The sequence below is a fragment of the Parabacteroides timonensis genome (assembly GCF_900128505.1).
Classification (GTDB): domain Bacteria; phylum Bacteroidota; class Bacteroidia; order Bacteroidales; family Tannerellaceae; genus Parabacteroides; species Parabacteroides timonensis.
In genome coordinates, this window is record NZ_LT669941.1 from 2646082 (window position 1) to 2667682 (window position 21601).

Consider the following 21601-nt stretch of genomic DNA (forward strand, 5'->3'; position numbering starts at 1 on the left):
ATAAAACCGGTCAATACGGGCATGTCGGCAACAAAAAGTAAGCATTCCCACGAAGTTAAGTCATAGTTTTCTGAAAAAAAGGTAGGCAGGAAACGATTTAATTGAGCGATACCTATCGGTTACAGCCCCTTTTTAACGGATAAAGCAGTTCTATTTTCGTTCAAAAAAGAGGTAAATGAGGGTTTATGATAGTTCTATGATAGATGAATGATAGTTCAAAACGTCAACTATCATAGCCATACACATTGATATACATGCCATCCGAGTAAATAGTGATAGTATGATAGTATATTTTAAATTATTTCAATTGGATAAGAAACACTCAAAGTAAGAGCTACTACCGAACTTCCATAAACCTCTTTATTATGACGCCTTACCTTCAAACTTATCTGTTTATGAATTGTTTTATAAGAAAAGTGATTCATAAAACAATAACATCATGGGCTTCAACATTGCAAAAACAGATAAGAAACGGGTTGTTATTATTGGTGGTGGTTTTGGGGGATTAAAGCTGGCCAATAAACTGAAAGGAAGCAACTTCCAGGTAGTCTTGATTGACAAGAACAATTTCCATCAGTTCCCCCCCTTATTGTATCAGGTAGCATCATCCGGTCTGGAGCCGGGATCAATCATATTTCCTTTCCGAAAGATATTCCAGAAACAGAAAGACTTCTACTTCCGAATGGCAGAAGTGAAAGCCGTTATCGCCGAACGAAACCTGATCGAGACATCGATCGGTGAACTGAGCTACGACTATCTGGTGATAGCCTCCGGTACCATCACCAATTTCTTCGGTAACAAGACTATTGAAGAAAAAGCATTGCCGATGAAAACGATCCAGGAAGCTCTCGAACTAAGGAACACCCTGCTTTCCAACTTTGAAAAGGCTACAATCTCTACCGATCCGGAAGAAAAACAAGCACTGATGAATGTGGTTATCGTTGGTGGTGGAGCCACTGGCGTAGAGGTATCCGGAGTACTGGCTGAAATGAAAAGATTCGTTATGCCGAAGGATTATCCGGACCTGAAACAGTCGGATATGAATATCTATTTGATAGAAGGTTCTACCAGGTTACTCGGAGTAATGTCTACCGAAGCATCCGAGAACGCAGAGAAATTCCTGAAAGAGATGGGCGTAAACATCATACTGAATAAACGGGTAACAGACTATCAGGATGGAAAAGTCATACTGGATGACAACTCCACTATCACAACCAAAACCCTCGTTTGGGTCAGTGGTGTAACCGCCACACATTTTGATCATATCGATAAAGAAGCATTGAACCGGGGTGGCCGGATCACAGTCAATGAATTTAACCAGATGCCAGGGATGACAAACGTTTTTGCTATCGGCGATGTTTGTTTCCAGACAGAAGAAGAATACCCGAACGGTCATCCGCAAGTAGCCCAGGTAGCTATCCAGCAGGGAAATCTGCTTGCAGATAACCTCAAACGCCTGGAATCGGGGAAGACATTGAAAGCCTTCCATTACATAAATCTCGGAACACTGGCAACCGTAGGACGCAACAAAGCTGTCGCCGATCTAAAAAAGCTGAAGTTACAAGGGTTTATTGCCTGGATGGTGTGGATGCTGGTTCATTTACGTTCTATCCTGGGGATCAAGAATAAGTTGATGGTACTGATAGAATGGGTATGGAGCTACTTTACTTACGATCAGTCTATTCGTTTGATACTCTATATACCTAAAAAGCATAAGTCAACGTCAACCACGTAACCCGGGCATCCCGATTACGGATTTGCTCCATATGCATTTTACTCGTATCGATAATCGTTGTCTCCTCCAGACCGTCGAAGATATTATTGATACTTAAGTTAGCACGCAATTTACGATTCATAAAATACTGCGAAAGTCCGGCATTCACACTGCTGTGGCTCTTTATTTTTCCCTGCGGTGTCAACTGGTCCGAAATAAAGAAACCATCCAACTGAAACTCGGTGGTCGGTGTTATGGCAATACTTACACTCCCCTTCCAATCCGTACAAACCATCGATTTCTTTTCATCATAGCCGACCGTACGTCCGTCAATCTCATCTTTATATACATTTCCGGAGAAACCGATATTCAGTATACGGATAGGATTCCAGTTGCCGGACAGTTCAAAACCGAATGACTGGCTGTGTCCGATATTCTCTTTCTGCCAGACAGACTCATCATTCACCACTTCCATGATCCGGTTTGACTTATTCCGGTAATAAATAGCCGGAGAGAAACGGAAACGATCCGCCACCAATAAATAAGACAACTCCAAAGAATGAATGAACTCATCTTTCAGGTCAGGATTTCCCTGTGTCAAATGCGTCGGGTCGCCATACTGAATGAAAGGATTCAGATCCGCTCCGTAAGGACGGATCACCCGTTGCAGATAACTCAACGACAGGCTACCGGATTTACTGGTTTGCAAAGACAGTTTCACACGTGGATAGAGATGGAAACGAGTATGACTTCTTTCCGAATCCGAAGTCTCCGACTTATCCACTTCCGGGACATAAGTCTTAAACTCCTGTGCATTTATCTCCGCCTGTAAACCAGCCTCGGCTGAAAAACGATTCCATCGCTTATCTACAGAAGCATACAGCAAATGAGTATTCCGGTTGAAAGAATAATCGTATGTCTTATTATCTACCGGAGTCCAGATACCGTCATCCAGGCTGATATCGTTCGTCTCAGTCCTGTACTTTTCATCTTTTATACGTCCGATATAACCGGCTTTGAAATACCAGTCGTTTGTAAACGATTTACTGAATGCGGCAGACAAATAATAATTATGTTTGTCCTGATTGGCGAACATATTATCTTTCTTCAGGATATTTCCAGTGCCCGGCTTTTCATTCTCATACTGATTATCCTCATCGTAACTAAAATCATTGTAATTGAATGTCACACTTAACTGATCCAGCGGATTGGCAAAACGATGATTCCATCTCGCTTCCACAGCATAAGCATCCTGGCGCTGGTCGTTGTAACGGTGGCGCGTCATCTGATTCTTCACAGTCCCATCCGGATTCAAGACCTTATTATTGATCCCGCCATAACGGCTGTAATCCATTAAATGATACAGTCCATATACCGTCAGCAGGTCATTTGAAGTCAGATCGTAACCAACGCTCAAATCCGCCAGATGAACATCGGGACGTGCCTTCGCATTGTTGTTCATCAGGGTCGTACCCGCCTCCGTCCATGTAGTCTTATCGAATGAACGTTCACGGTATTCCTTACGATAATTATATTTTCCGACAATATGGAATTTACCCGGATGCAGATTGACGACCGCACCGACATTATACCGTTCCTGTAACCCGGCCCCCAATGTAACCGTCAAAGGAGAATCGGATTTCGTATAGTTGGCTGAAGAAAGATTCAGTACACCGGCATCACCGTCGGGAACCAGCGAGATACCGGGCAAGGCAGACATGGAGATACGGTTGAAGAACAAAGCAGGCAACTGGATCAGGACATCTCCGCTATATTCTTCCAGCAATCCGTAAGGAATACCGTTGATCAGCATCCCCGCCTTACTGGAACCGCGATAAGTCACTCCCCCTTCAATATCAGTGACCAGCGAAGGCATCTGGCGAAAGGCTTCCGAGACAGTCCCCGTCACACTACTCAGGCTCTTATCGACCTGCAGACGTTTGACCTCTCCCCCGTTCAAGCCGGAAAAACGCTTTCCCTGTATTTCTACATTTTGCAACAATAGATTCATGTCGACCGGATTCTGGGCTGACAACGCATGGCTGAACAACGCGACAACTGGGATAATGAGTAGATTTCTTTTCATATTGATATACCGTTATAAACAAAAAAAGTCTGTATGTGTAAGCATACAGACTGTCCTTCTAACTGTTTACTGAATATTATTCAGCAGGAGCAGCTTCTGTTTCAGTAGCAACAGCAGTTGAATCACCTTCAGCAGGAGCAACTTCTTCTGTTACTGTTTCTTCTTCAACAACTGCAGGAGTTTCTTCTACTGTAGTTTCTGTTTCAGCAACTTCAGCATTTGATTCTGCAGATTTGTTACCACAAGATGTGAAAGAAACGGCTGCAACGATAGCAGCAAATGCAACTAACTTTTTCATTTTGTCTTTAATTTAAACGGTCTATAATATCTTCTTGTCTTAAAACGATGCAAATGTATGTATTAATCAAATATGTTGTACAACATAAGAGACTTTTTTTTCAAATATTTTTTGCAACGAATGCAAGAGACTGTTAATCAAGAGACAATAATAGAGATTAGTAGTTACTGTATAAATATCTTTTAATACTTTTCTTCGGAGTCTTCTCAAACTCGGTCGGGTATAACTGTATTTCAGATACCACTTCATAGGAAGCCAACTGCTTGTTCAACTCAATCCGGTTCTGTTCCATAATGACCGGCAGATCGGTATGAGAAATACCGGTTCCGTCCACCGTATCATAATCAGGATAAACCAAAGCCACCAACTTACCGTTTTTCTCGATAACGATACTTTCCATGACAAAAGGCAGATTGTTTATCTTCGATTCGATCTCTTCCGGATAAATATTCTGTCCGCTGGCACCCAGGATCATTGTCTTACTGCGGCCACGGATAAAGATACGATTATCGTGGTCGATCGTTCCCAGGTCGCCGGTATGAAGCCAGCCGTCTTCGGTAAAAACATTTTTAGTCGCTTCTTCATTCTTATAATAGCCTTTCATGACGTTCTCACCACGAACCTGAATCTCCCCTACCGTATTATACGGATCATCAGAATCGATACGTACCTCCATAATACCTTTCAGTATCTGCCCGCAAGAACCTAGTACATATTCGCGATTATTGTCATAACTGATCAGCGGTCCGCATTCCGTCATTCCGTAACCGATCGTAAACGGGAACTTGATCTTATACAGAAAATCACTTACTTCCTGGTTCATGGCAGCTCCTCCGACAATAACCTCGCGGAAACGGCCTCCCATAGCATCCACCAGATGTTTACGGATCTGTGCATAGATACGGGAATCCAACAAAGGGATATTCAAAGCCAGCTTCATCGTCGTCTTACTCAACTGGGGAAGAATCATTTTCTTATAGATCTTTTCCAGAATCAGCGGAACAGTCAGGATCAGGTTCGGCTTCACCTCTTCGAATGCTTTCAGCAAAATCTTCGGAGAAGGAACTTTCCCTAACATATATACATGTGCACCGACAGCCATCGGTACCAGAAAATTGAAAGCACAGCTATAGGCATGCGCCAACGGCAGGAAACATAATTCACGATCACCCCGATACATCAGATCCAGTGTCTTGGCATAAGTCACATTACCGGCCAGGTTGTTGCCTGTCAGCATAACGCCTTTACTGAAACCGGTCGTACCGGAAGTATAGTTCAGCAAGACAACCTTGTCGTTATCCAGTTCGGCATATTTGATATCGTTCTTGGAAAACCCGTTCGGATACTTCTCTGCCATCTTTTCATCCATCGACTTCATTAGCTTCTGGATACTTTCACCGTCACGCTGATGCAGGCAACGGAAATCGGAAAGAGAGAATACACCGCGTATCTCTTCGATCTTATCTTCTTCCAACGAATCCCAGATACGGTCGCTGACAAACAGGAACACTGATTCGGAATGGTTGATAATATGATGCACGTCATTCGGATTGAAATCCTGCAGGATCGGTACTATGATCGCACCATAGGTCACAGCCGCCATATAAACAATACACCAGCGGGCACTGTCTTTACCGATCAGGGCAATCTTGTCTCCCCGGCGGATCTGGCACTCCTCAAACAGAATATGGATGCGTGCAATCTCCTTCGCAACATCTTCAAATGTAAAAGTGACGTTCTTGCTGTAATCTGTTAAGGCGGGTAACGACCAGTTTTCCTTGAAACTGTTTTCGTATATCTTAATGAAGTTCTCTTGTATCATAGCACAGATGCTTAAATTTCGTGCAAAAATACAGACTATCCGGCAGATACACAACAGATAGGGAGAGTTTAACCCTTAACCGCTACATTCATCTGCCGGTTTATATTCTTATTTTTTGTACTTTGCCAACATAATCACCGGATTGGCTTCCTCATCCAAACCTGCTGCAACTTCTTTCAGTTTGCCTTTCAACTCTCCTTTCTCATAGGCTTCTACGAGGTCAGGAGCCTGCAAAGACTGGCTGATTGCAATTTCGGAGTTGCGGGGTTTAAAAAGGAATGAAATCGATCTCTTATTTGAATAATCACCATTATACATGGTAAACTGAGAGAGAGTCTTTTCCTGTTTGTCATAGAACAAATCGGTACCAGGGAATCCTCTAAACGTTTTGAAGTCAAGCTCTTTCTTCATAGCCCGCATAAAATAATAACGATCGGTAATAACGGTCGGGAAAAGAAAGACTTCCGTTTCCATGGTATTGATGGAGGGAGTCCGCGCAATGATAGGATACATATTGCCATCAGCCAAATAGTTGTACAACGTATCGGACGAGGTGTTCACAAGTATCCAATTATTCTGATTAGGGAACATCAGGTGAAACTCAGGCACAACCGTCAATTCATCTTTCATAATGACCGGTGTCTTATACGCTTTAAAAGGGATTCGGATTTCACGGGTGACACTTCCGTCTTGCTTAGAAACAAGTAAATGGCATGCCTGTTCATCTTCTTTCGGTGTCGAATATTTCTTGTAACAAATCAAATGATCACGATCATAATTGAAGATATCGTCATAATAGCCGGTATCTGCATACTTGAAACTTCTCTTATAATTTCCGGACAGATCATACACCGATATTTTTCGTGCGGGATAGTCAGATACAAACATTTCACTGTTATCGTCATCCAATATAATAGAGTTAATACTTGAATATTCTTCGGCACCTTGTCCAAAGCGGTTAATCTTCTTTATCCCTTTTCCGGTCGCCCTGTCATACACGAAAATACTCCCGTCCCGCATATTCCTTACTACTATGACCTTCTTACCGATGGCTTCCACAATGCCCTGCGTAATAAATTCGTCATTTGTTTCCAACGGAACATATTCCACATCCATAAAATCCTGTAGAACCAGTTCCTTCTCGGGATAACTGGCGCTGACATCCACTGTGATAAGATCGTCATGTTGGCTACCGGACTGCTGGCATCCTGTGAATCCTGCCATTGAAAGGAGAATCATTACCAGACTTGCATTTAACTTTTTCATTTCTTTCTGTTTGTTATACATATTAATTACGAACATCTTCACACTTGAACGAATAAATCGTACGAAATATACGTACTCACCATCAAATAAACAACTTAATTTATATTACACACTTTATCTTTAACAATCATTATTGATCTATTTACCTAATCACAGAAAGTAAACACTGTATGAAACAAATCTTATCCCTGACCAGACTCTTACGTCTGGCATCTTGCTCTCTAAAAGAAAACTCCGATAATAATTCTGGTTGAACCCTAATATGAAGTATGTAAAATGGCATGCAGAGGGCATCCATATCTGCCCAATCTACATGCCATTCTAAATATATTCTCCTTATACGTGCTAATCTGGAATAACAGTTAATTCACTCAAATCTACCTTATCCAATTTCTTATTTTTATAGAAAGGACAATAAAACAATAGATCTTCAACACCTTTAATTTGCTCAAATCCAAGCTTTTGATAAAAAGCCGTCAATTGTTTGAATGCTTTCTTTTCATTGGTTTCTAGCCCTTTATACCAGTTCTTGTCTTCCCAAGTATCTTCTCCCATACAATGTTCTCCTTCAAATTGTAAAGGGAAAGGATGAATAACAAACAAACCACAAGCTGTCATAAAATGGAATATCGTATCTTTGATCACTTTCTGAGAAATACCATATCCCCTATACTCTGGAATAAGTACCAACCTATCCAATACTCCGATATTCAAACTCAAGCTACATTCCGGATATTTATCCAGAATAACAGAACAAATGTTTTCATTTTCCAGATCAAAGACCTGATCTCCTATAAAAAATAAATCCGGGTCTGTGTCAAACAGTTCCGGTAGGCTAAAATGATCTTCAATAGCTTGATTTATTAGTATCAATTTTAATCTAGATTTACCAATTAACACTTCTTCTTCGGTTTCTATATCTGAAGCATAAATGTCAATAAATACATTTTGAATATATCTATAACCTTCCAATTCTCCTGTACCTGAGCTAAAGGAATATTTAAAACTTAAAAATAACTCTTTCATATTATATCATTATATTAGTTTGTTACAAAATTGGCTGAAAGTTATTCATAATAATTCATATAATTGCTATTTACTATTCACTATATCATATAAAAAACAAAGTCTTTCACTAAGTTTAAATAAATAACGACATTGCTGTAACCAGATAAAACATCAACAATCTACATGTCAATAATTTTAGCTACATTTGCGCGATAATTCAATCGCAATGATAGACAAAACCGTATTTGAAAACAAAATAGCTGCTTATTATACCCTGGGCTGCAAGCTCAACTTCGCAGAGACCTCCACGATAGGAAAGGTTCTTGCCGAACAGGGGGTACGCAAAGCCCGTGCGGGTGAGAAAGCAGACATCTGTGTTGTTAATACCTGTTCCGTGACAGAGCTTGCCGACAAGAAATGCCGCCAGGCCATCCGCCGGATTAGCAAACAACATCCGGGAGCCTTTATCGTTGTAACGGGTTGTTACGCACAGCTCAAGCCGGAAGAGGTTTCCCATATAGAAGGTGTCGACCTGGTTCTCGGTGCCGAACAGAAACTGGATATATTAATGTATCTGGACGACCTGAAGAAAAAAGAAGAAGGCGGTGCAGTGATCGCCTCGCAAACGAAAGATATACGCACATTCTCCCCTTCCTGCTCAGCAGACGATCGTACTCGCCATTTCCTGAAAGTGCAGGACGGGTGCGATTACTTCTGTTCTTACTGTACCATTCCCTTTGCCCGCGGACGGAGCCGCAACGGTACCATCGCCAGCATGGTGGAACAGGCACAGGAAGTAGCCCGCAAAGGAGGTAAAGAGATTGTACTGACGGGAGTCAACATCGGTGACTTCGGTAAATCGACCGGTGAAACATTCATCGACCTGATCCGTGCACTCGACGAAGTGGAAGGTATCGTGCGTTACCGCATCTCTTCCATCGAACCGAACCTGATCACAGACGAAGCGATCGACTTCGTCGCTTCCAGCAAACGATTCGCCCCTCATTTCCATATTCCCCTGCAAAGCGGAAGCGATGAAGTTCTGAAACTGATGCGCCGCCGTTACGACACGGCCCTTTTCCGCCATAAGATCGAGAAGATCAAGGAGATCATGCCGCACACCTTTATCGGTGTGGATGTGATTGTCGGTACCCGCGGAGAGACGGACGAGTTGTTCGAAGAGGCACGCAGCTTTATCGACAGCCTGGACATCAGTCAACTGCATGTGTTCAGTTACTCGGAACGTCCGGGAACACAGGCTTTGAAGATCGCACATTCGGTAGACCCGAAAGTAAAACATGCCCGCAGCCAGCAACTGCTGGACATTTCCGACAGGAAACTACATGCTTTCTATGATGCCCATACCGGCAGTCAGGCGGAAGTTCTGTTCGAACATACCCGGAAAGGAGGCATGATGCATGGCTTCACGGAAAATTATATCAAAGTAGAGATACCTTACGACAGTTCGCTGGTAAACGAAACCCGACGGGTAACACTGACCGGCTGGAATGAAGACCGTACCGCACTGAATTGTGAATTAGTAACAAACAGCTGATATGTGGAATAAAATTCAATACGGATTGATCTATTCATGGGCCAAAGTTCATGCTTTCCTGCCCATGCCGGTATTATATGTACTGTCAGACATCCTGTATGTACTTATCTATAGGGTAATCCGTTACAGGATAAGGGTAGTCCGCCGCAATATGGAAGCCTCCTTTCCCGAAAAGTCCAAAATAGAACTTCGCAGGCTGGAGAAAGCCTTCTATCATCACTTTTCCGACTACATTGTCGAGACGATCAAACTGGCGCATATATCGCCGGAGGAAGTGTTACGCCGTGCCCACATCAAGAACCCCGAAGTCGCAACCAAACTACAGGCGGAAGGACAAAATACGGTTATGATGTTGATGGGACATTACGGAAACTGGGAATGGTTCAGTGCCTCCAGCCTGGTATATACGGAATCCAGACTATGGCAAATCTACCGTCCCTTGAACAATAAGGCAGTCGACCGCCTGTTCATCTTTCTCCGCACCCGCTTCGGTTCGTATGGTATGAAAAAGAATGATACGGTACGCGACATGATGACACTGAAGCGCGAAAACAGCAAGAACATCGTGATCTTCATTGCAGACCAGACACCAAGCAAGGCGAACCTGCATTACTGGACAAACTTCCTGAATCAGGACACTCCGATGCTGAACGGCGCCGAACGTATCGCACGAAAACTGGACCTGCCGGTTATCTTCCTCGATGTACAGAAAGTGAAGCGCGGATATTACACGGTTGAAATGAAGTTAATGACAGCCCATGCCAAGCAAACTGCCGAAAACGAGATTACCGAATCGTATGCCCGCATGACGGAGAAGATGATCCTTCGTAATCCGGCTTATTGGCTCTGGACTCACAAACGTTGGAAATACAAACGAGAAGATGCATAGTAATTCAAAAAAAGTCGCTATTGTTATATTGAACTGGAACGGTTGCAAGCTGATGGAAAAATTCCTTCCGTCGGTCATCGATTACAGTCCTTCCGAACTATCTGAAGTAGTCGTTGCCGACAACGGTTCTACGGATGCCTCCATTGCTATGCTGAAAGAAAAGTTCCCGTCCGTACGGATCATTCAGCTCGATAAGAATTACGGCTTCGCCGAAGGATACAATCAGGCAATCAAGCAGATAGACAATGAATATACCGTTCTGCTGAACAGTGATGTCGAAGTTACGCCGGGCTGGCTCGATGCTCCATTGTCTGCTCTTGAAGCCGATCCGACAATAGTTGCCGCCCAACCTAAAATCAGGGCACAGCGTAACAAAGCGTATTTCGAATATGCCGGAGCCGCCGGTGGTTATATGGACATCTACGGATACCCTTATTGCCGGGGGCGTATGTTGCATGTAGTAGAAAAAGATGAAGGGCAATACGACACACAAGCGGATATTCTCTGGGCTACTGGGGCCTGTCTGTTTATTCGTACCGCCATCTATAAAGAAGTAGGCGGACTCGATGCCGGTTTCTTCGCCCATCAGGAAGAGATAGATATGTGCTGGCGACTACGTTCGCGAGGCTACCGCCTGGTATGTACGCCCCAGTCTGTCGTCTACCACGTCGGCGGTGCGACTTTGAATGTGGAGAGCCCCCGCAAAACTTTCCTCAACTTCCGCAATAACCTGTTGATGCTTTATAAGAACTTACCGGAAAAAGACCTGAGGCATGTAATGCGCGTGCGCTTTTGGCTCGACTACATTGCAGCGACCAAATTTCTGCTGTGCGGCCACTTCCCTAATGCCAAAGCTGTTTACGAAGCCCGCAAAGCCTTCTTCGAGATGAAACCGGAATATGCGACCAAACGCCGGGAGAACCTAAATAAGACAACACTAACAGACATACCGGAACTGATGCGGCAAAGCCTGATCGTTGCTTTTTATTTGAAAGGGAGAAAAAAGTTTACAGATTTGAAGTAAATACAACCATTCAGATTTATGGACTTTACTCTACAATCCACTTCTCAATATTCCGGGAGTACCACCCACCCTCAAACTCAGGAAGTGCCTGAAGTTTTTTTAGAAGTTCCAGTGTTGCGGGATCGATTGTTTTGTAATGTAACATCTAAATTCTTCTTTAGAATTGGCAAGGATAGCCATTTCTTTTAATCCGGAATAACAGCAATAAATAAAGTGAAGAATTAATAGCCCATTCATTCCTCGATGAAAGAAGCAAACGGATGTACCGACGCTCTTATCAGGAACGAATGAGCCGCTTTTTACACCCCCCCTACCCCCTCTCGGAGAGGGGAAAAGTTACTCACGAAGAGAGGACAGGGGGAAAATGAGCTGATTCAATAACCGTAAAGTGGCTAGGTTTATCGGTTATTCTTCCGACAAAGCTATGTTTTAAATAGATTGCCTACCCGCTTCGCGGTATTCTGTTTTAAATAGATAAATTCATAAATGGATAAATAGAATCAAAAAGCGAGAACGGCACGGACTACCGAGTGGTTATTGCCCTTATAGTCGTCGTCCACGTCGCCGCTGCTGGAGTTCACGTACCACGCGTTGTGTTCGTCGTACTCCGTACTCGAAAAGTAGCGGTCCTTCAAGGACCTTGCGCCCGGCACTTTCCTAAATTGTTCATTCAACATATTTTTACCTGCAACTCCACTGCCATTATTTTGCCCCCAACACACAAACTTCAACTCCATAATAGATGGCCAATACCAACCGCTACTATTGGTTGGTGCGGGATGGCCGGAAGCATACTGCGTGATTATGTCGATGGAAAGAACCTTAAAATCGGATTTATTCCCGCTTGCCCTCTCACTCGCGTTGTAAGCTGCCAAAGCCTTGGTATTGGCGTAGCCTTGCCTCTTATTTTCTGTTTTCAGCGTGGCAATGCCGTAGGCGTTACCGGCTTGTTTACTCAACCACTCAGTGGTGATGTCTTCTTGGGCGGTACTCCAAAGAAAGCTCCTCCCTCCCGCATCCTGCAACGCTACTACTAAACCGTGTGTACAACCGGAATGGTCTTTTTTCAAAAGCGGATCATCTTGGGTTATGTCAGCTACGTAAAAGACCACGCCGAGGCAATTCGCTTTCTGCGCTTCGGACAAGGTTTCATCTTTCCCCACCAACGAACCGTCCTTCATATAGAAATCACCGGCTTGCAGTTCGTGGGATATCTCGATAACCTTTGTAGAACCGCCATCCACCGTATATTTTTTATACTCCCCTGCGTCGATAGTGGGGGTAAAGGTGAACTCCTGCGTGTTGCCGTCGGCATTGGTGTAGCTGCCCAAAAGCAACGGCTTGGTGGCAGGGCGTACGAGGTAGCGGTGCGAGCCGTCTGCCATGGCATAGGGGGTGAAGCCGTTGAAAGTGACGGTAGAAACCGTGTACTCGGAAACTGAGGGGCCGCTGTTTGTAAACGTGTATTTCGTGCCGGGAGCTTCAATTACCGCCAGTGCCATGCAGTGGCTGAGGGCGATGGTGAGCGTGCGTGCCGAAGCGTCGTCGTTGAGTTTACCGCCACCCGTCATGAAGTCTTGGGCGGTATAGAGGACGTAGGTGCTTTGGTCAGTGGCAGGCGTCCAACTATCCACCAGCGGCTGGAAGAAATTGGCGGCGTTGGCGGCTGAGGCATCTACTTTGCCGTTCATAACCGCATCCTCTTGGTAGGGATAGTAAGCGTAGTAGGTGGTGCCGTCGCCTTCGTACCACAATTCTGTGCCTACGGGGGGCGTCCATGAGAGCTTGCCGCCTGCGGAGGCGTCGGCGGTGAGCGTGAGGCAGAGGTTGGCGCATTCTGCCACTACGGCATTGTTTTTCACGGCATATAGGCCTATACGGTCGCCTGCGGTAAACTCGGTTCTGTAGCCGTTCTCCGTGGCACGGGTGTCGGCACGGGTTCCCTCTGCGGGAGAATAGCCGCCGTCGGTGACTTGCACGGTGAGGGCGGCTCCGGGACGGATGTCGTTATCGTCGGCTCCGGGACGGATGTCGTTATCGTCGGCACCGGGCAGGTCGCTTTGGGAGCAGCCTGCCAACGTGGCGGCAGCTATCAATAACGAGGCTGCCACTACGGAAAGGGGAAAAGGGGGTATGATTCGTTTCATTGTTCTTTCTGTATTATGTTTCGTTCTGTCATCCGAATAATTTCTTTTGCGGATTGAAAATCCTGATACTCGGGGGACGGGTTCTGTTTTAAATAGATTAATTTATAAATGGGTAAATAGATTAAAAAGCGAGAACGGCACGGACTACATACCTGGTATCGTACTCCTTACGGTCGGTGCCATCGTAGCCGTTGGCGAAGGACACGGTCCACGCGCGGCCGCTGCCGCTCTCCGAACTCGACCAGTAGTAGTCCGACTGAAAGGACGTGCCCCCCACTTTGCCTAATTGTGTATTCAACATATCCTTACCTGCAACTCCACTGCTATTATTTTGTCCCCAGCACATATATTTCAACTCCATAACAGATGGGCAATACCAACCGCTGCTATTGCCTGGTGCAGTGGCATAAGTACCGACTGAAACTACGGGGAGAACTCTTAGATCAGATCCGCTGCCTTTTGCTGCATTGTAAGCTGCCAAAGCCTTCGTATTGGCATAACCCTGCATCTTATTTTCTGTTTCCAGCGTGGTAATGCCGTAGGTGTTGCCTTGACTACTCAACCATTTACTGGTGATGTATTCGTTGCTGGTACTCCAAAGAGAACTTGTCGAAGCATCTTGCAATGCTACGACAAGTCCGTGAGTGCAACCAGATTTTTCTATCTTTAACAAAGGGTCGCTGTTGTTGGTGAGGTCTCCCACCCAAAAGACGATGCCCACAACGGTGCGGGAGTTTCCGGCTGCATCCGTCAATACAGGGCGGATGTCGAGCACGGCGGTTGAGCCACCACTATCGTATTCGCGGTATCCGCCATCGGAAGTTTCGCCGTCACTGTAATAGTAGTCGCCCACTTTGAGGTCGGAGGCGGAATAGCCATTATCAGGAACTTTGCCGCTTACTGCTTCATCGCCGCCACTGCCCCACTCGCCGTTCTTGGTAAGCGTCACCGCCAGTCCTGTTTTCTTCACGGTGATTTGGTAGGTGTATTGTTTGCCGGATGCGAAGTTGGCGTCGGCTTCGTCGGTGGGGGTGTAGTTGTAGGTGTTGCCTGCGGCTACTACTTTGATAAACACCTTGTCTTTTATCTTCTGCGGAACAAGCAACGCTTGCACGGTCTTCTGGTAATCTTTGGTAGCCGTAACACCTTTCGGGGTGATACTTTTGGTGCCTGCTCCGGCTTGTGCTACGGTGTAGGTCTTGCTGTCTTCGTCTACGGTTATCGCTCCCGAAGTGGTGGCTTGATTCAGGAGGGTTACGGTGGCGCCCGCTACTTCTTCTTTCGTCACCCCGTCGCCTGCTTTCAAGTTCACCACAACCCTGGCAGGCAGATGGCGGAAAGTGAGGCTTTTGTCTCCTTTGAAAGTGACTTCCGTAGGGGGAGCATAAAGCAAATCACTCTGCTGATAACCCGTGCCGCTGTTCTGATCTTCCTGCACCGTAAAGGTGGCAGGGAAAGTCTGGGAATACGGGAACCATGCCGAAACGGTTTTCTTTTCGGTGGTGTTTTGCCAGTAGAAAGGAGGATTGTCGCCATCCACCGTGAGGTTGCCGCTATTATCCGCCTTGTATTTCTTCACTTCGTCTTTTACCTTTACGGCTACTTCTTCCGTGCCTGCCCACGTGTTATCCACCGTGGCGCGTGTCTCCGTCAGCCCCTGCACCGTGGTGGTGAAGGTCATGGGATACATGCCGTCGGGCAAGCGGTCACCGTCGGCTGCGTCGTCCGTGCAGGACGGGAAAAAGACGGGGAACAACAATTGGGTTACCAGGAGGAGGATCGAAGCCGTTTGTTTCTGTTTCTGTTTCATTTTTACTTTACTCTTGTATTTCTGAATATTGTCTGTTTTCATCGGTCGAAAGGGTTTCCTCTGACAACATGAGGCGGTCGACTCACATGCCATGAGCGCTCCGGCTCATGCTTCGTGAGGAGCGTTACTCTATGACAGGACGGTCGTCGTCGCCACCGCCACTACTACCGCCTACGACCAGCGTCAGGGGATAAACCAGCGTACGCTTCTCTTTCAGCAGTGTACTGGTAGTACTGAACCACGTCTCCACCACCAACTGATATTCGCCGTCGGCAAGGTCTGCCGGAAGGGTAAACATCAGGCGGCTGGGATCGTTGATACCCAACTGCGTGAAAGTGGCGGCTGCCGAGTGGTCGGCCAGCTTCTGCAGTTGCACGCTGCCCAGTCCGGTTCCGTCGGCTCCGGTACAACGGATCTTCGTGCCCGTCACGTCGAGCATACCGCCCGGCGTAATCGTACCGTCGGTCTTGCCCGTCGCCACATCTTTCACCAGAGAGATACGGGCACCGCCCATACGACGGACTGTGCCGGAGAACTTCGGTTGTACCTTCGCCACCTCCGTACGCATTGCCAGCGAAGGGGCGATGTTGACTGCACATTTATTGACTGCCGGGTTGATAACACCCGTATCGCCGATGAAAACACCACCCAGCGAAGGGGCATATTGTGCCGAGCCGGTCACGACCGTATATCCGTCGCACACCAATTGACGTATCTTTTCGTCGATCAGGGTTCCGATGTTGGTAATCGTATCCACCCGATACTCGGTACGCTCGGCTGAAATCGCTGCGGCAACATCAGTCAAGGTCATCGACTTCTTGGTCTGTATCGCTGCCACATAATCTTCTTTGACATCTTTGGTCATCGTGTTCTCGACGAGATCGTACGACCAAACATAATTTGTTTTTGTGTCTGCCATGTTATTGACTTATTTAGTTTATGTATCCTGAAATGCCCGGCCGTTCCCCCGGGCAATATGATTCGGTCGATTGTCAGTGTATGATGGCGTCACCCTCCTTATTGCCCTCGTCTCCCCAGCCTTCGATGGAGGAAGAGGATAGCTGCAATCCTTCGTTCCATTGCAGGACGAACGAATAGGTGTAACCTGCTTCAAGCGTTACGCCCAGGTCGAGCGTACCCGAAGCCGAAGCAGATTCGCCGGATGCGGAGGTATATTGCAACATTGCATTCCCGTTCGTCGGCAGGCAGATGTTTTCTCCGATGCCAAGCAGATAGGATGAACAAACGGCTGCACCGCCGGCATAGCTTCCCGTCAGGGAGACGCCGTTGTACATATTAGTCAGCGTCAAAGTAGTGCCATCAGGCACATCCTTCAATTCGAGCTTCAACAGGCAGGTGGCAGGTTGCAGGGTAGCCTCATAAACAGTTGCCTCCGGAATCTTAACATCTTTCAAAAAGCTAACCCGTGCGGCGGAGCATTTGCTGCCATCCGCTTTCAGGGGAATCAGTGCCGAGAGGTCGATACCGTCCGTTGTTCCGGCAGCAGGCAGCGAGAAACCTTCCATACCCGAAAGGGTTGCGAAACGATACGTGCCATCTTTCAGCCTGACACTTCCGCTGCCCGCACCGAACGATTGGTTAAATACACATCGATCATCGCTGCCAAACACCCACTGACGATAATCAGCCATTTCAACTCCACCCCGTGTCGACAACGACACCTCGGTTGTGCCGTCTTCCGGAGAAGACGGATTATCTTCACTGCAACCGGCTGCCGATAAAAACAGCCCGGCAGACAACGCTGCCAACCGGAAAAAACTCTTTATAGTACACATTATATATATGTTATTTAGAAAATGACCTTCTGACTCTTTTCGCCCATCCGTACGATATAGGCTCCACGGGGAAGCTCTACCGGCAGTACACCCGCCTCTACCTTCACCGTGCGCACCAGTGAACCGCCAAAGGTATAGATACCTACCGACGCCGCACGGTCGCTCTGTACATAGAGGGTATTTCCCGAACGATACAGGCTGATACCTTCAACTTCCTTCCGGATCTCTTCGTTTGCCACCGGCGGGTTAGAGCGGATACCCTCGATGCGAACCGTAATATCCTGCCGTACACGCTCGACGACATAAGCTCCGTCGCTGCTACGGGGTGTCAACATGTCACCCCGGTCGGTCGTTACCACTGCAACCGATTGGTCATGGTTTTTATCGGGTGTAAGATAAAACAAGAAACTATCCCATGCCTTTACCCGATACGTCCCTGCCACCGGATCGGTAGCGGCTCCCTCTACAACAGGGAGAGTTATGTCGTAATAAACGGGATCAGGACCGGGCGTAGGACCCGGACCGGGATCGGGTGTCGTTTCTTCGTGAATAGTAAAGCGAAGCACCACCGCTTTCGAGGGCATGGTGAAGGTCACTTCCGTCGGTTCCTCACCGTCTGTCCCAACTAAAGGGGTGAGTTGCCAGGAGCCGTCGGGGGCATATCCCCGAATGCTCAACAGGCTGAGGCGTGAAGCAAGAGGCGTTTGCAGTCGGGCGGTTACCTGCGCACCGGTCTTTACGTTATACGAGGAGCCGGAAGGAGTAAGGTTGCCATCCGCCTTCGTAGTCACCGTTACCGTCACCTTTCCAGCCGATACGCCAGGGGTCTCTACGGTCAGCGGATAAGATCCCGGATTGCCACCGCTAACAGCCTGAATTTTCACATCGACATAGACAGGATGGTCGGGCATCGTAAAGGTATATTCCTCACCATTTATCGAAACACCAACTTCAGTGCCTCCGAAAGTCCTACCGGCTGTCACCGTAGCACTTTTCCCTGCTTCCAGACCTTTCAACTGAACAGTGACCTGGTCGCCTTTCTTTGCGGACGGATTATCTACCGTGACAGTGACAGCCGGATCATTCACCCGGGTTTGTACCGTTCCTTGCAGGGTGGATTGCGCTTTAAGTATAGGAATACTGCATATCAAAAACAGGCTTAAAAGCCTTAAAACGCTACTTGTTAATAGTTTACTAAACATAACAAGTATCACATGGGTAGAAAAAAGGGAATAAAAAGGGCTGTTTTGCAACTGCTCCCGGCTTTCAGGCATTAACGTAAAAACGTTTATCTTCCTGGCTTGTAATACAATAGATTTCATTCGCTGTTAATACTAGAGTCCACTTAGGACTAGTGTTCAGTCATAACCCTTCTAACAACGAAAACATATACAAATAAAGGTTTTTTAAATCATCCGCTCATCCACTTTTATTCATCATTCTTTATATAAATCGACATCACCAATACAAATAATGATTGATAAACATTGCTTATATACGATATTTATTAATATCTTTGCAGTTGAAAAATAACATCGTCCTAAGTGAACTACGTCAATTAGCCTCTCCTTCATTAACAACAATTAAGATCAAAGAAGCAATGGGATTATGTCCCACAAAGAATCCACCGTAAAGAAACGCGGATTGATAACAGGCTCGTTCACTTGTTCGTGCGCCCAGGTAGTCGCATAAGGTACGTGAACGGCATAACTGCCGAGATTTAGCGGGGGAAGGATATCGGAACGGACAGAGTTGCCGATCATCAGAAATTCTTCGGGACGGATATCCAGATGCTTCAATAAAGAAGTGTATTCGCGGTCGGTCTTGTCGCTCATTATTTCTACATGGTGAAAAAGATGTTCGATACCCGAACGGCGTAGTTTCTGCTCCTGGTCGAGCAGGTCGCCTTTGGTGACAACGATCAGGCGGTAACGGCCCACAAGGGCGTTGAGGGTCTCCTCCACTCCATCCAAAAGTTCAACAGGTTTGGAGAGTTGTTCTTTTCCGAGCAAAAGTATTTGCTCTAGTACGCTGGCCGGAACTTTACCGTCGGTGATACGGATGGCCGTTTCCATCACTGAAAGGATATAAGCCTTCACCCCATAACCATAAAGGGGCATGTTGCGGCTTTCGGTCTTGAAAAGTTCGGCTGTGACAGTTTCACCGTCTACATAAGAAGCCAATAAAAGACGGAGTTTTTGCTCCGTCTCCAGAAAATAAGTTTCGTTTATCCAAAGGGTGTCGTCGGCATCGAAGCCAATCACCTGTATTCCTTCAATCATAAATTAGCTTGTTGCAATATATCGATCATTATTGGCTTGAAACCGCTTACAAAGCATTCCACGGCAATAACCATCAGGATAAGGCCCATCAAACGCATCATCACGTTGTTGCCTGTTTCTCCCATATACTTATTCAGCCGGGTGGATGCCCGGAGAATCAGGAAGGTGATAAAGTAGACGGATGCGATCACGCTGACCAGCAGTATCTTCTTTATCAATGTATTCGCATCTTCCATCAGCATGATCCCGTTGGCGATAGCGCCCGGACCGCAAAGCATCGGGATGGCAAGCGGAGTGACAGAGATATCGTTTACATAGGTTTTCACCTCCTCGTCTTTGAGTTTTGCCTTGGAATAACGTGCCTGAAGCATGTCAAATCCGATGGTAAAGATAATAATACCTCCGGCAATACGGAAACCATTCGTAGAAATACCAAAGAATTTAAAGAGGAATTGTCCGGAGAAGGTAAAGACCATCAGGGTGATAAACGACACGATCGTGGCACGGCGGACGATGGTTTTACGTTCGTCGTCACTCATCCCGTTCGTCATGGTCAGAAAGACCGGCATAGTGCCCAACGGGTTTGTCAGTGTAAAAAAGGAGGTGAAGCACAAAAGGGCGAAAGGGAGTAAGGTGTCCATAATAGTATAGATTTAAAGGTTATTCATCCCAAACCAGGTAGGCGGAAACCAACCAATGGTTCAGCTTATTGCCATCTACTTCCTGAGCTTCGGGGATGCTGACCGTCAGGGTATGTTCACCCGGCTGGATATCGGTCAGTTCCACTTCTTCGGGAACGACATCGGAACCCGGACACCAGTTGGAACGGGAAAAGTCGGACGAAGCAACAGGTTCTTCCACTTCTTTCTCCGTATATCCTTTCGGTCCGATATAAGAGGCCAGGCGCTTCTCCAACCACACACCGGTTGCCGGATTGAAACGGCGGAAAGATGCACAGTCGTTACGCCAGGGAATGAAGTCAAGCACTTCTTTTCCATCTACCGAGATTATATTCTGCTTCTGAACAAATTCGTCACCACCATCATGGCCGCCATGCCCGGTTACGATATATTTCAGGCGAACGTTCTTCGCACCTGCCGGGATGGTAAAGTCAGTCGACACGTCTTTGCGGGCAAAGATATCGGGATAGGATTGTCCGATATAATAAACAGTGTTCATCAACGGTTCGACATGTCTTTTTGTCAAAGCATCACAAGTGATATCCGACTCATCCACATCAATCGTCACACTGGCAATATAACCCTCGGCTGTCCAGGTATCGATAAAGACTCCTACGTAAGCGCCTCCTTCCAGCAAAGGATACAGGTCGGTGATATTCTGTTCCCAGCTTACGCTATCGGCCCACTGGTCGATATAAACAGGCTTACGCTTACTGCTCAGACTGTCGTCCGAACTGCTGTAATGACCTACACCGAACGGAGTCATGAAACGCATCAGCTCGACTGTCGGTTCATAGTCTTCACCGGAGACGATACCGATCATATTTTCCAGCTTCGTACTGTCTATTGCCGGGAACTGCTTCTCTCCCTTCGCAATGTTCAACAGATTGATTGCCGACGATTTCGGCAGGATAAAGCAGGAACCCGACTTATCCCAACGGTCACCGTTGGAAGCAATCGTTACTTTCAGGTTTACGGAGACGTTACGTTTGTAATCGGGCAAAGTCACCTTTTTCAAAATGATACGTCCGTTCACCAGGTGATAGATGCTGTCTGCACCAGCTTCACTATACCCGCCGTACTGGTCGGGCACGAACCTCACCGGAGTATCGTGGAATACCTGCACAGAATAATCTCCCATTGCCGGCAATTCCCGATGGCCGCATGCTGTCAATAACATTGCTCCTGCCAGCGAGAATGATAATAAGATTTTCTTTGTCATTT

Annotated in this window: 17 protein-coding genes; 4 read left to right on the top strand and 13 right to left on the bottom strand. The window is 46.5% G+C overall.

Annotated features, from left to right (window positions below):
- Window positions 1–439 precede the first annotated feature (439 nt).
- Window positions 440–1735, top strand: coding sequence for an NAD(P)/FAD-dependent oxidoreductase (locus BQ7394_RS18190; protein ID WP_075558715.1), 1296 nt, complete (start codon window positions 440–442; stop codon window positions 1733–1735).
- Here BQ7394_RS18190 and BQ7394_RS18195 read toward each other — a convergent pair.
- The 5 genes from BQ7394_RS18195 to BQ7394_RS18215 form a co-directional block, all read right to left on the bottom strand.
- Window positions 1704–3800, bottom strand: coding sequence for an outer membrane beta-barrel family protein (locus BQ7394_RS18195; protein ID WP_075558716.1), 2097 nt, complete (start codon window positions 3798–3800; stop codon window positions 1704–1706). The two genes, BQ7394_RS18190 and BQ7394_RS18195, sit on opposite strands and share 32 nt — an antisense overlap.
- Before the next feature lie 76 nt (window positions 3801–3876).
- Entirely contained in the window at window positions 3877–4098 is a 222-nt protein-coding gene (locus tag BQ7394_RS18200) for a hypothetical protein (protein ID WP_028726975.1), read from the bottom strand.
- A gap of 157 nt (window positions 4099–4255) precedes the next feature.
- Window positions 4256–5920: an AMP-binding protein gene (locus BQ7394_RS18205; protein ID WP_075558717.1), complete on the bottom strand. Its 1665-nt coding sequence runs from the start codon at window positions 5918–5920 to the stop codon at window positions 4256–4258.
- A 108-nt stretch (window positions 5921–6028) separates the two neighbouring features.
- Complete coding sequence (locus BQ7394_RS18210; RefSeq protein ID WP_075560114.1) at window positions 6029–7186, bottom strand: 6-bladed beta-propeller; 1158 nt, start codon at window positions 7184–7186, stop codon at window positions 6029–6031.
- A gap of 345 nt (window positions 7187–7531) precedes the next feature.
- A complete protein-coding gene (locus tag BQ7394_RS18215; RefSeq protein WP_075558718.1) occupies window positions 7532–8212 on the bottom strand; it encodes a hypothetical protein in 681 nt (226 codons plus the stop codon).
- 208 nt (window positions 8213–8420) lie between these two features.
- On the opposite strand from BQ7394_RS18215, the gene mtaB reads away from it, so the two are divergent.
- Genes mtaB through BQ7394_RS18230 form a run of 3 tightly spaced genes read left to right on the top strand, consistent with a single transcriptional unit; the run spans window position 8421 to window position 11662 of the window.
- Window positions 8421–9749: a tRNA (N(6)-L-threonylcarbamoyladenosine(37)-C(2))-methylthiotransferase MtaB gene (mtaB, locus tag BQ7394_RS18220; protein WP_075558719.1), complete on the top strand. Its 1329-nt coding sequence runs from the start codon at window positions 8421–8423 to the stop codon at window positions 9747–9749.
- Window position 9750: 1 nt separating this feature from the next.
- Window positions 9751–10638, top strand: a complete 888-nt coding sequence (locus BQ7394_RS18225; protein WP_075558720.1) for a lysophospholipid acyltransferase family protein — start codon at window positions 9751–9753, stop codon at window positions 10636–10638.
- Window positions 10631–11662, top strand: a complete 1032-nt coding sequence (locus BQ7394_RS18230; protein WP_075558721.1) for a glycosyltransferase family 2 protein — start codon at window positions 10631–10633, stop codon at window positions 11660–11662. Before BQ7394_RS18225 ends, BQ7394_RS18230 begins: the two co-directional genes overlap by 8 nt.
- A 500-nt stretch (window positions 11663–12162) precedes the next feature.
- Here BQ7394_RS18230 and BQ7394_RS18235 read toward each other — a convergent pair whose 3' ends face one another.
- From BQ7394_RS18235 to BQ7394_RS18270, 8 genes are all read right to left on the bottom strand, one after another.
- On the bottom strand, window positions 12163–13809 hold the full coding sequence (locus tag BQ7394_RS18235; RefSeq protein WP_075558722.1) for a fimbrillin family protein: 1647 nt from the start codon (window positions 13807–13809) through the stop codon (window positions 12163–12165).
- Between the two features lie 121 nt (window positions 13810–13930).
- Window positions 13931–15661: a fimbrillin family protein gene (locus tag BQ7394_RS18240; protein WP_161951806.1), complete on the bottom strand. Its 1731-nt coding sequence runs from the start codon at window positions 15659–15661 to the stop codon at window positions 13931–13933.
- 82 nt (window positions 15662–15743) lie between these two features.
- A complete protein-coding gene (locus BQ7394_RS18245; RefSeq protein ID WP_075558724.1) occupies window positions 15744–16538 on the bottom strand; it encodes a DNA-binding domain-containing protein in 795 nt (264 codons plus the stop codon).
- A 73-nt stretch (window positions 16539–16611) separates the two neighbouring features.
- Entirely contained in the window at window positions 16612–17415 is an 804-nt protein-coding gene (locus BQ7394_RS18250; RefSeq protein WP_075558725.1) for a hypothetical protein, read from the bottom strand.
- 14 nt (window positions 17416–17429) lie between these two features.
- The gene (locus BQ7394_RS18255) at window positions 17430–18566 is read right to left on the bottom strand and encodes a hypothetical protein (protein WP_075558726.1); all 1137 of its coding nucleotides are present in this window, start codon (window positions 18564–18566) and stop codon (window positions 17430–17432) included.
- A gap of 438 nt (window positions 18567–19004) precedes the next feature.
- Complete coding sequence (locus tag BQ7394_RS18260) at window positions 19005–19694, bottom strand: HAD family hydrolase (protein ID WP_075560115.1); 690 nt, start codon at window positions 19692–19694, stop codon at window positions 19005–19007.
- Window positions 19694–20338 (bottom strand): MarC family protein, encoded by a 645-nt coding sequence (locus tag BQ7394_RS18265; protein WP_075558727.1) that lies wholly within the window; start codon window positions 20336–20338, stop codon window positions 19694–19696. Before BQ7394_RS18265 ends, BQ7394_RS18260 begins: the two co-directional genes overlap by 1 nt.
- 19 nt (window positions 20339–20357) lie before the next feature.
- Complete coding sequence (locus BQ7394_RS18270; protein WP_075558728.1) at window positions 20358–21599, bottom strand: PNGase F N-terminal domain-containing protein; 1242 nt, start codon at window positions 21597–21599, stop codon at window positions 20358–20360.
- Between the last annotated feature and the right edge of the window lie 2 nt (window positions 21600–21601).

Bases quoted from the DNA above. Each gene is read 5' to 3' on its own strand.
- BQ7394_RS18250 (WP_075558725.1), bottom strand. From the start codon at position 17,415: ATGTGTACTATAAAGAGTTTTTTCCGGTTGGCAGCGTTGTCTGCCGGG.
- mtaB (WP_075558719.1), top strand. From the start codon at position 8,421: ATGATAGACAAAACCGTATTTGAAAACAAAATAGCTGCTTATTATACC.
- BQ7394_RS18195 (WP_075558716.1), bottom strand. From the start codon at position 3,800: ATGAAAAGAAATCTACTCATTATCCCAGTTGTCGCGTTGTTCAGCCAT.
- BQ7394_RS18200 (WP_028726975.1), bottom strand. From the start codon at position 4,098: ATGAAAAAGTTAGTTGCATTTGCTGCTATCGTTGCAGCCGTTTCTTTC.
- BQ7394_RS18190 (WP_075558715.1), top strand. From the start codon at position 440: ATGGGCTTCAACATTGCAAAAACAGATAAGAAACGGGTTGTTATTATT.
- BQ7394_RS18235 (WP_075558722.1), bottom strand. From the start codon at position 13,809: ATGAAACGAATCATACCCCCTTTTCCCCTTTCCGTAGTGGCAGCCTCG.
- BQ7394_RS18265 (WP_075558727.1), bottom strand. From the start codon at position 20,338: ATGGACACCTTACTCCCTTTCGCCCTTTTGTGCTTCACCTCCTTTTTT.
- BQ7394_RS18245 (WP_075558724.1), bottom strand. From the start codon at position 16,538: ATGGCAGACACAAAAACAAATTATGTTTGGTCGTACGATCTCGTCGAG.
- BQ7394_RS18205 (WP_075558717.1), bottom strand. From the start codon at position 5,920: ATGATACAAGAGAACTTCATTAAGATATACGAAAACAGTTTCAAGGAA.
- BQ7394_RS18230 (WP_075558721.1), top strand. From the start codon at position 10,631: ATGCATAGTAATTCAAAAAAAGTCGCTATTGTTATATTGAACTGGAAC.
- BQ7394_RS18270 (WP_075558728.1), bottom strand. From the start codon at position 21,599: ATGACAAAGAAAATCTTATTATCATTCTCGCTGGCAGGAGCAATGTTA.
- BQ7394_RS18210 (WP_075560114.1), bottom strand. From the start codon at position 7,186: ATGAAAAAGTTAAATGCAAGTCTGGTAATGATTCTCCTTTCAATGGCA.
- BQ7394_RS18240 (WP_161951806.1), bottom strand. From the start codon at position 15,661: ATGAAAACAGACAATATTCAGAAATACAAGAGTAAAGTAAAAATGAAA.
- BQ7394_RS18215 (WP_075558718.1), bottom strand. From the start codon at position 8,212: ATGAAAGAGTTATTTTTAAGTTTTAAATATTCCTTTAGCTCAGGTACA.
- BQ7394_RS18225 (WP_075558720.1), top strand. From the start codon at position 9,751: ATGTGGAATAAAATTCAATACGGATTGATCTATTCATGGGCCAAAGTT.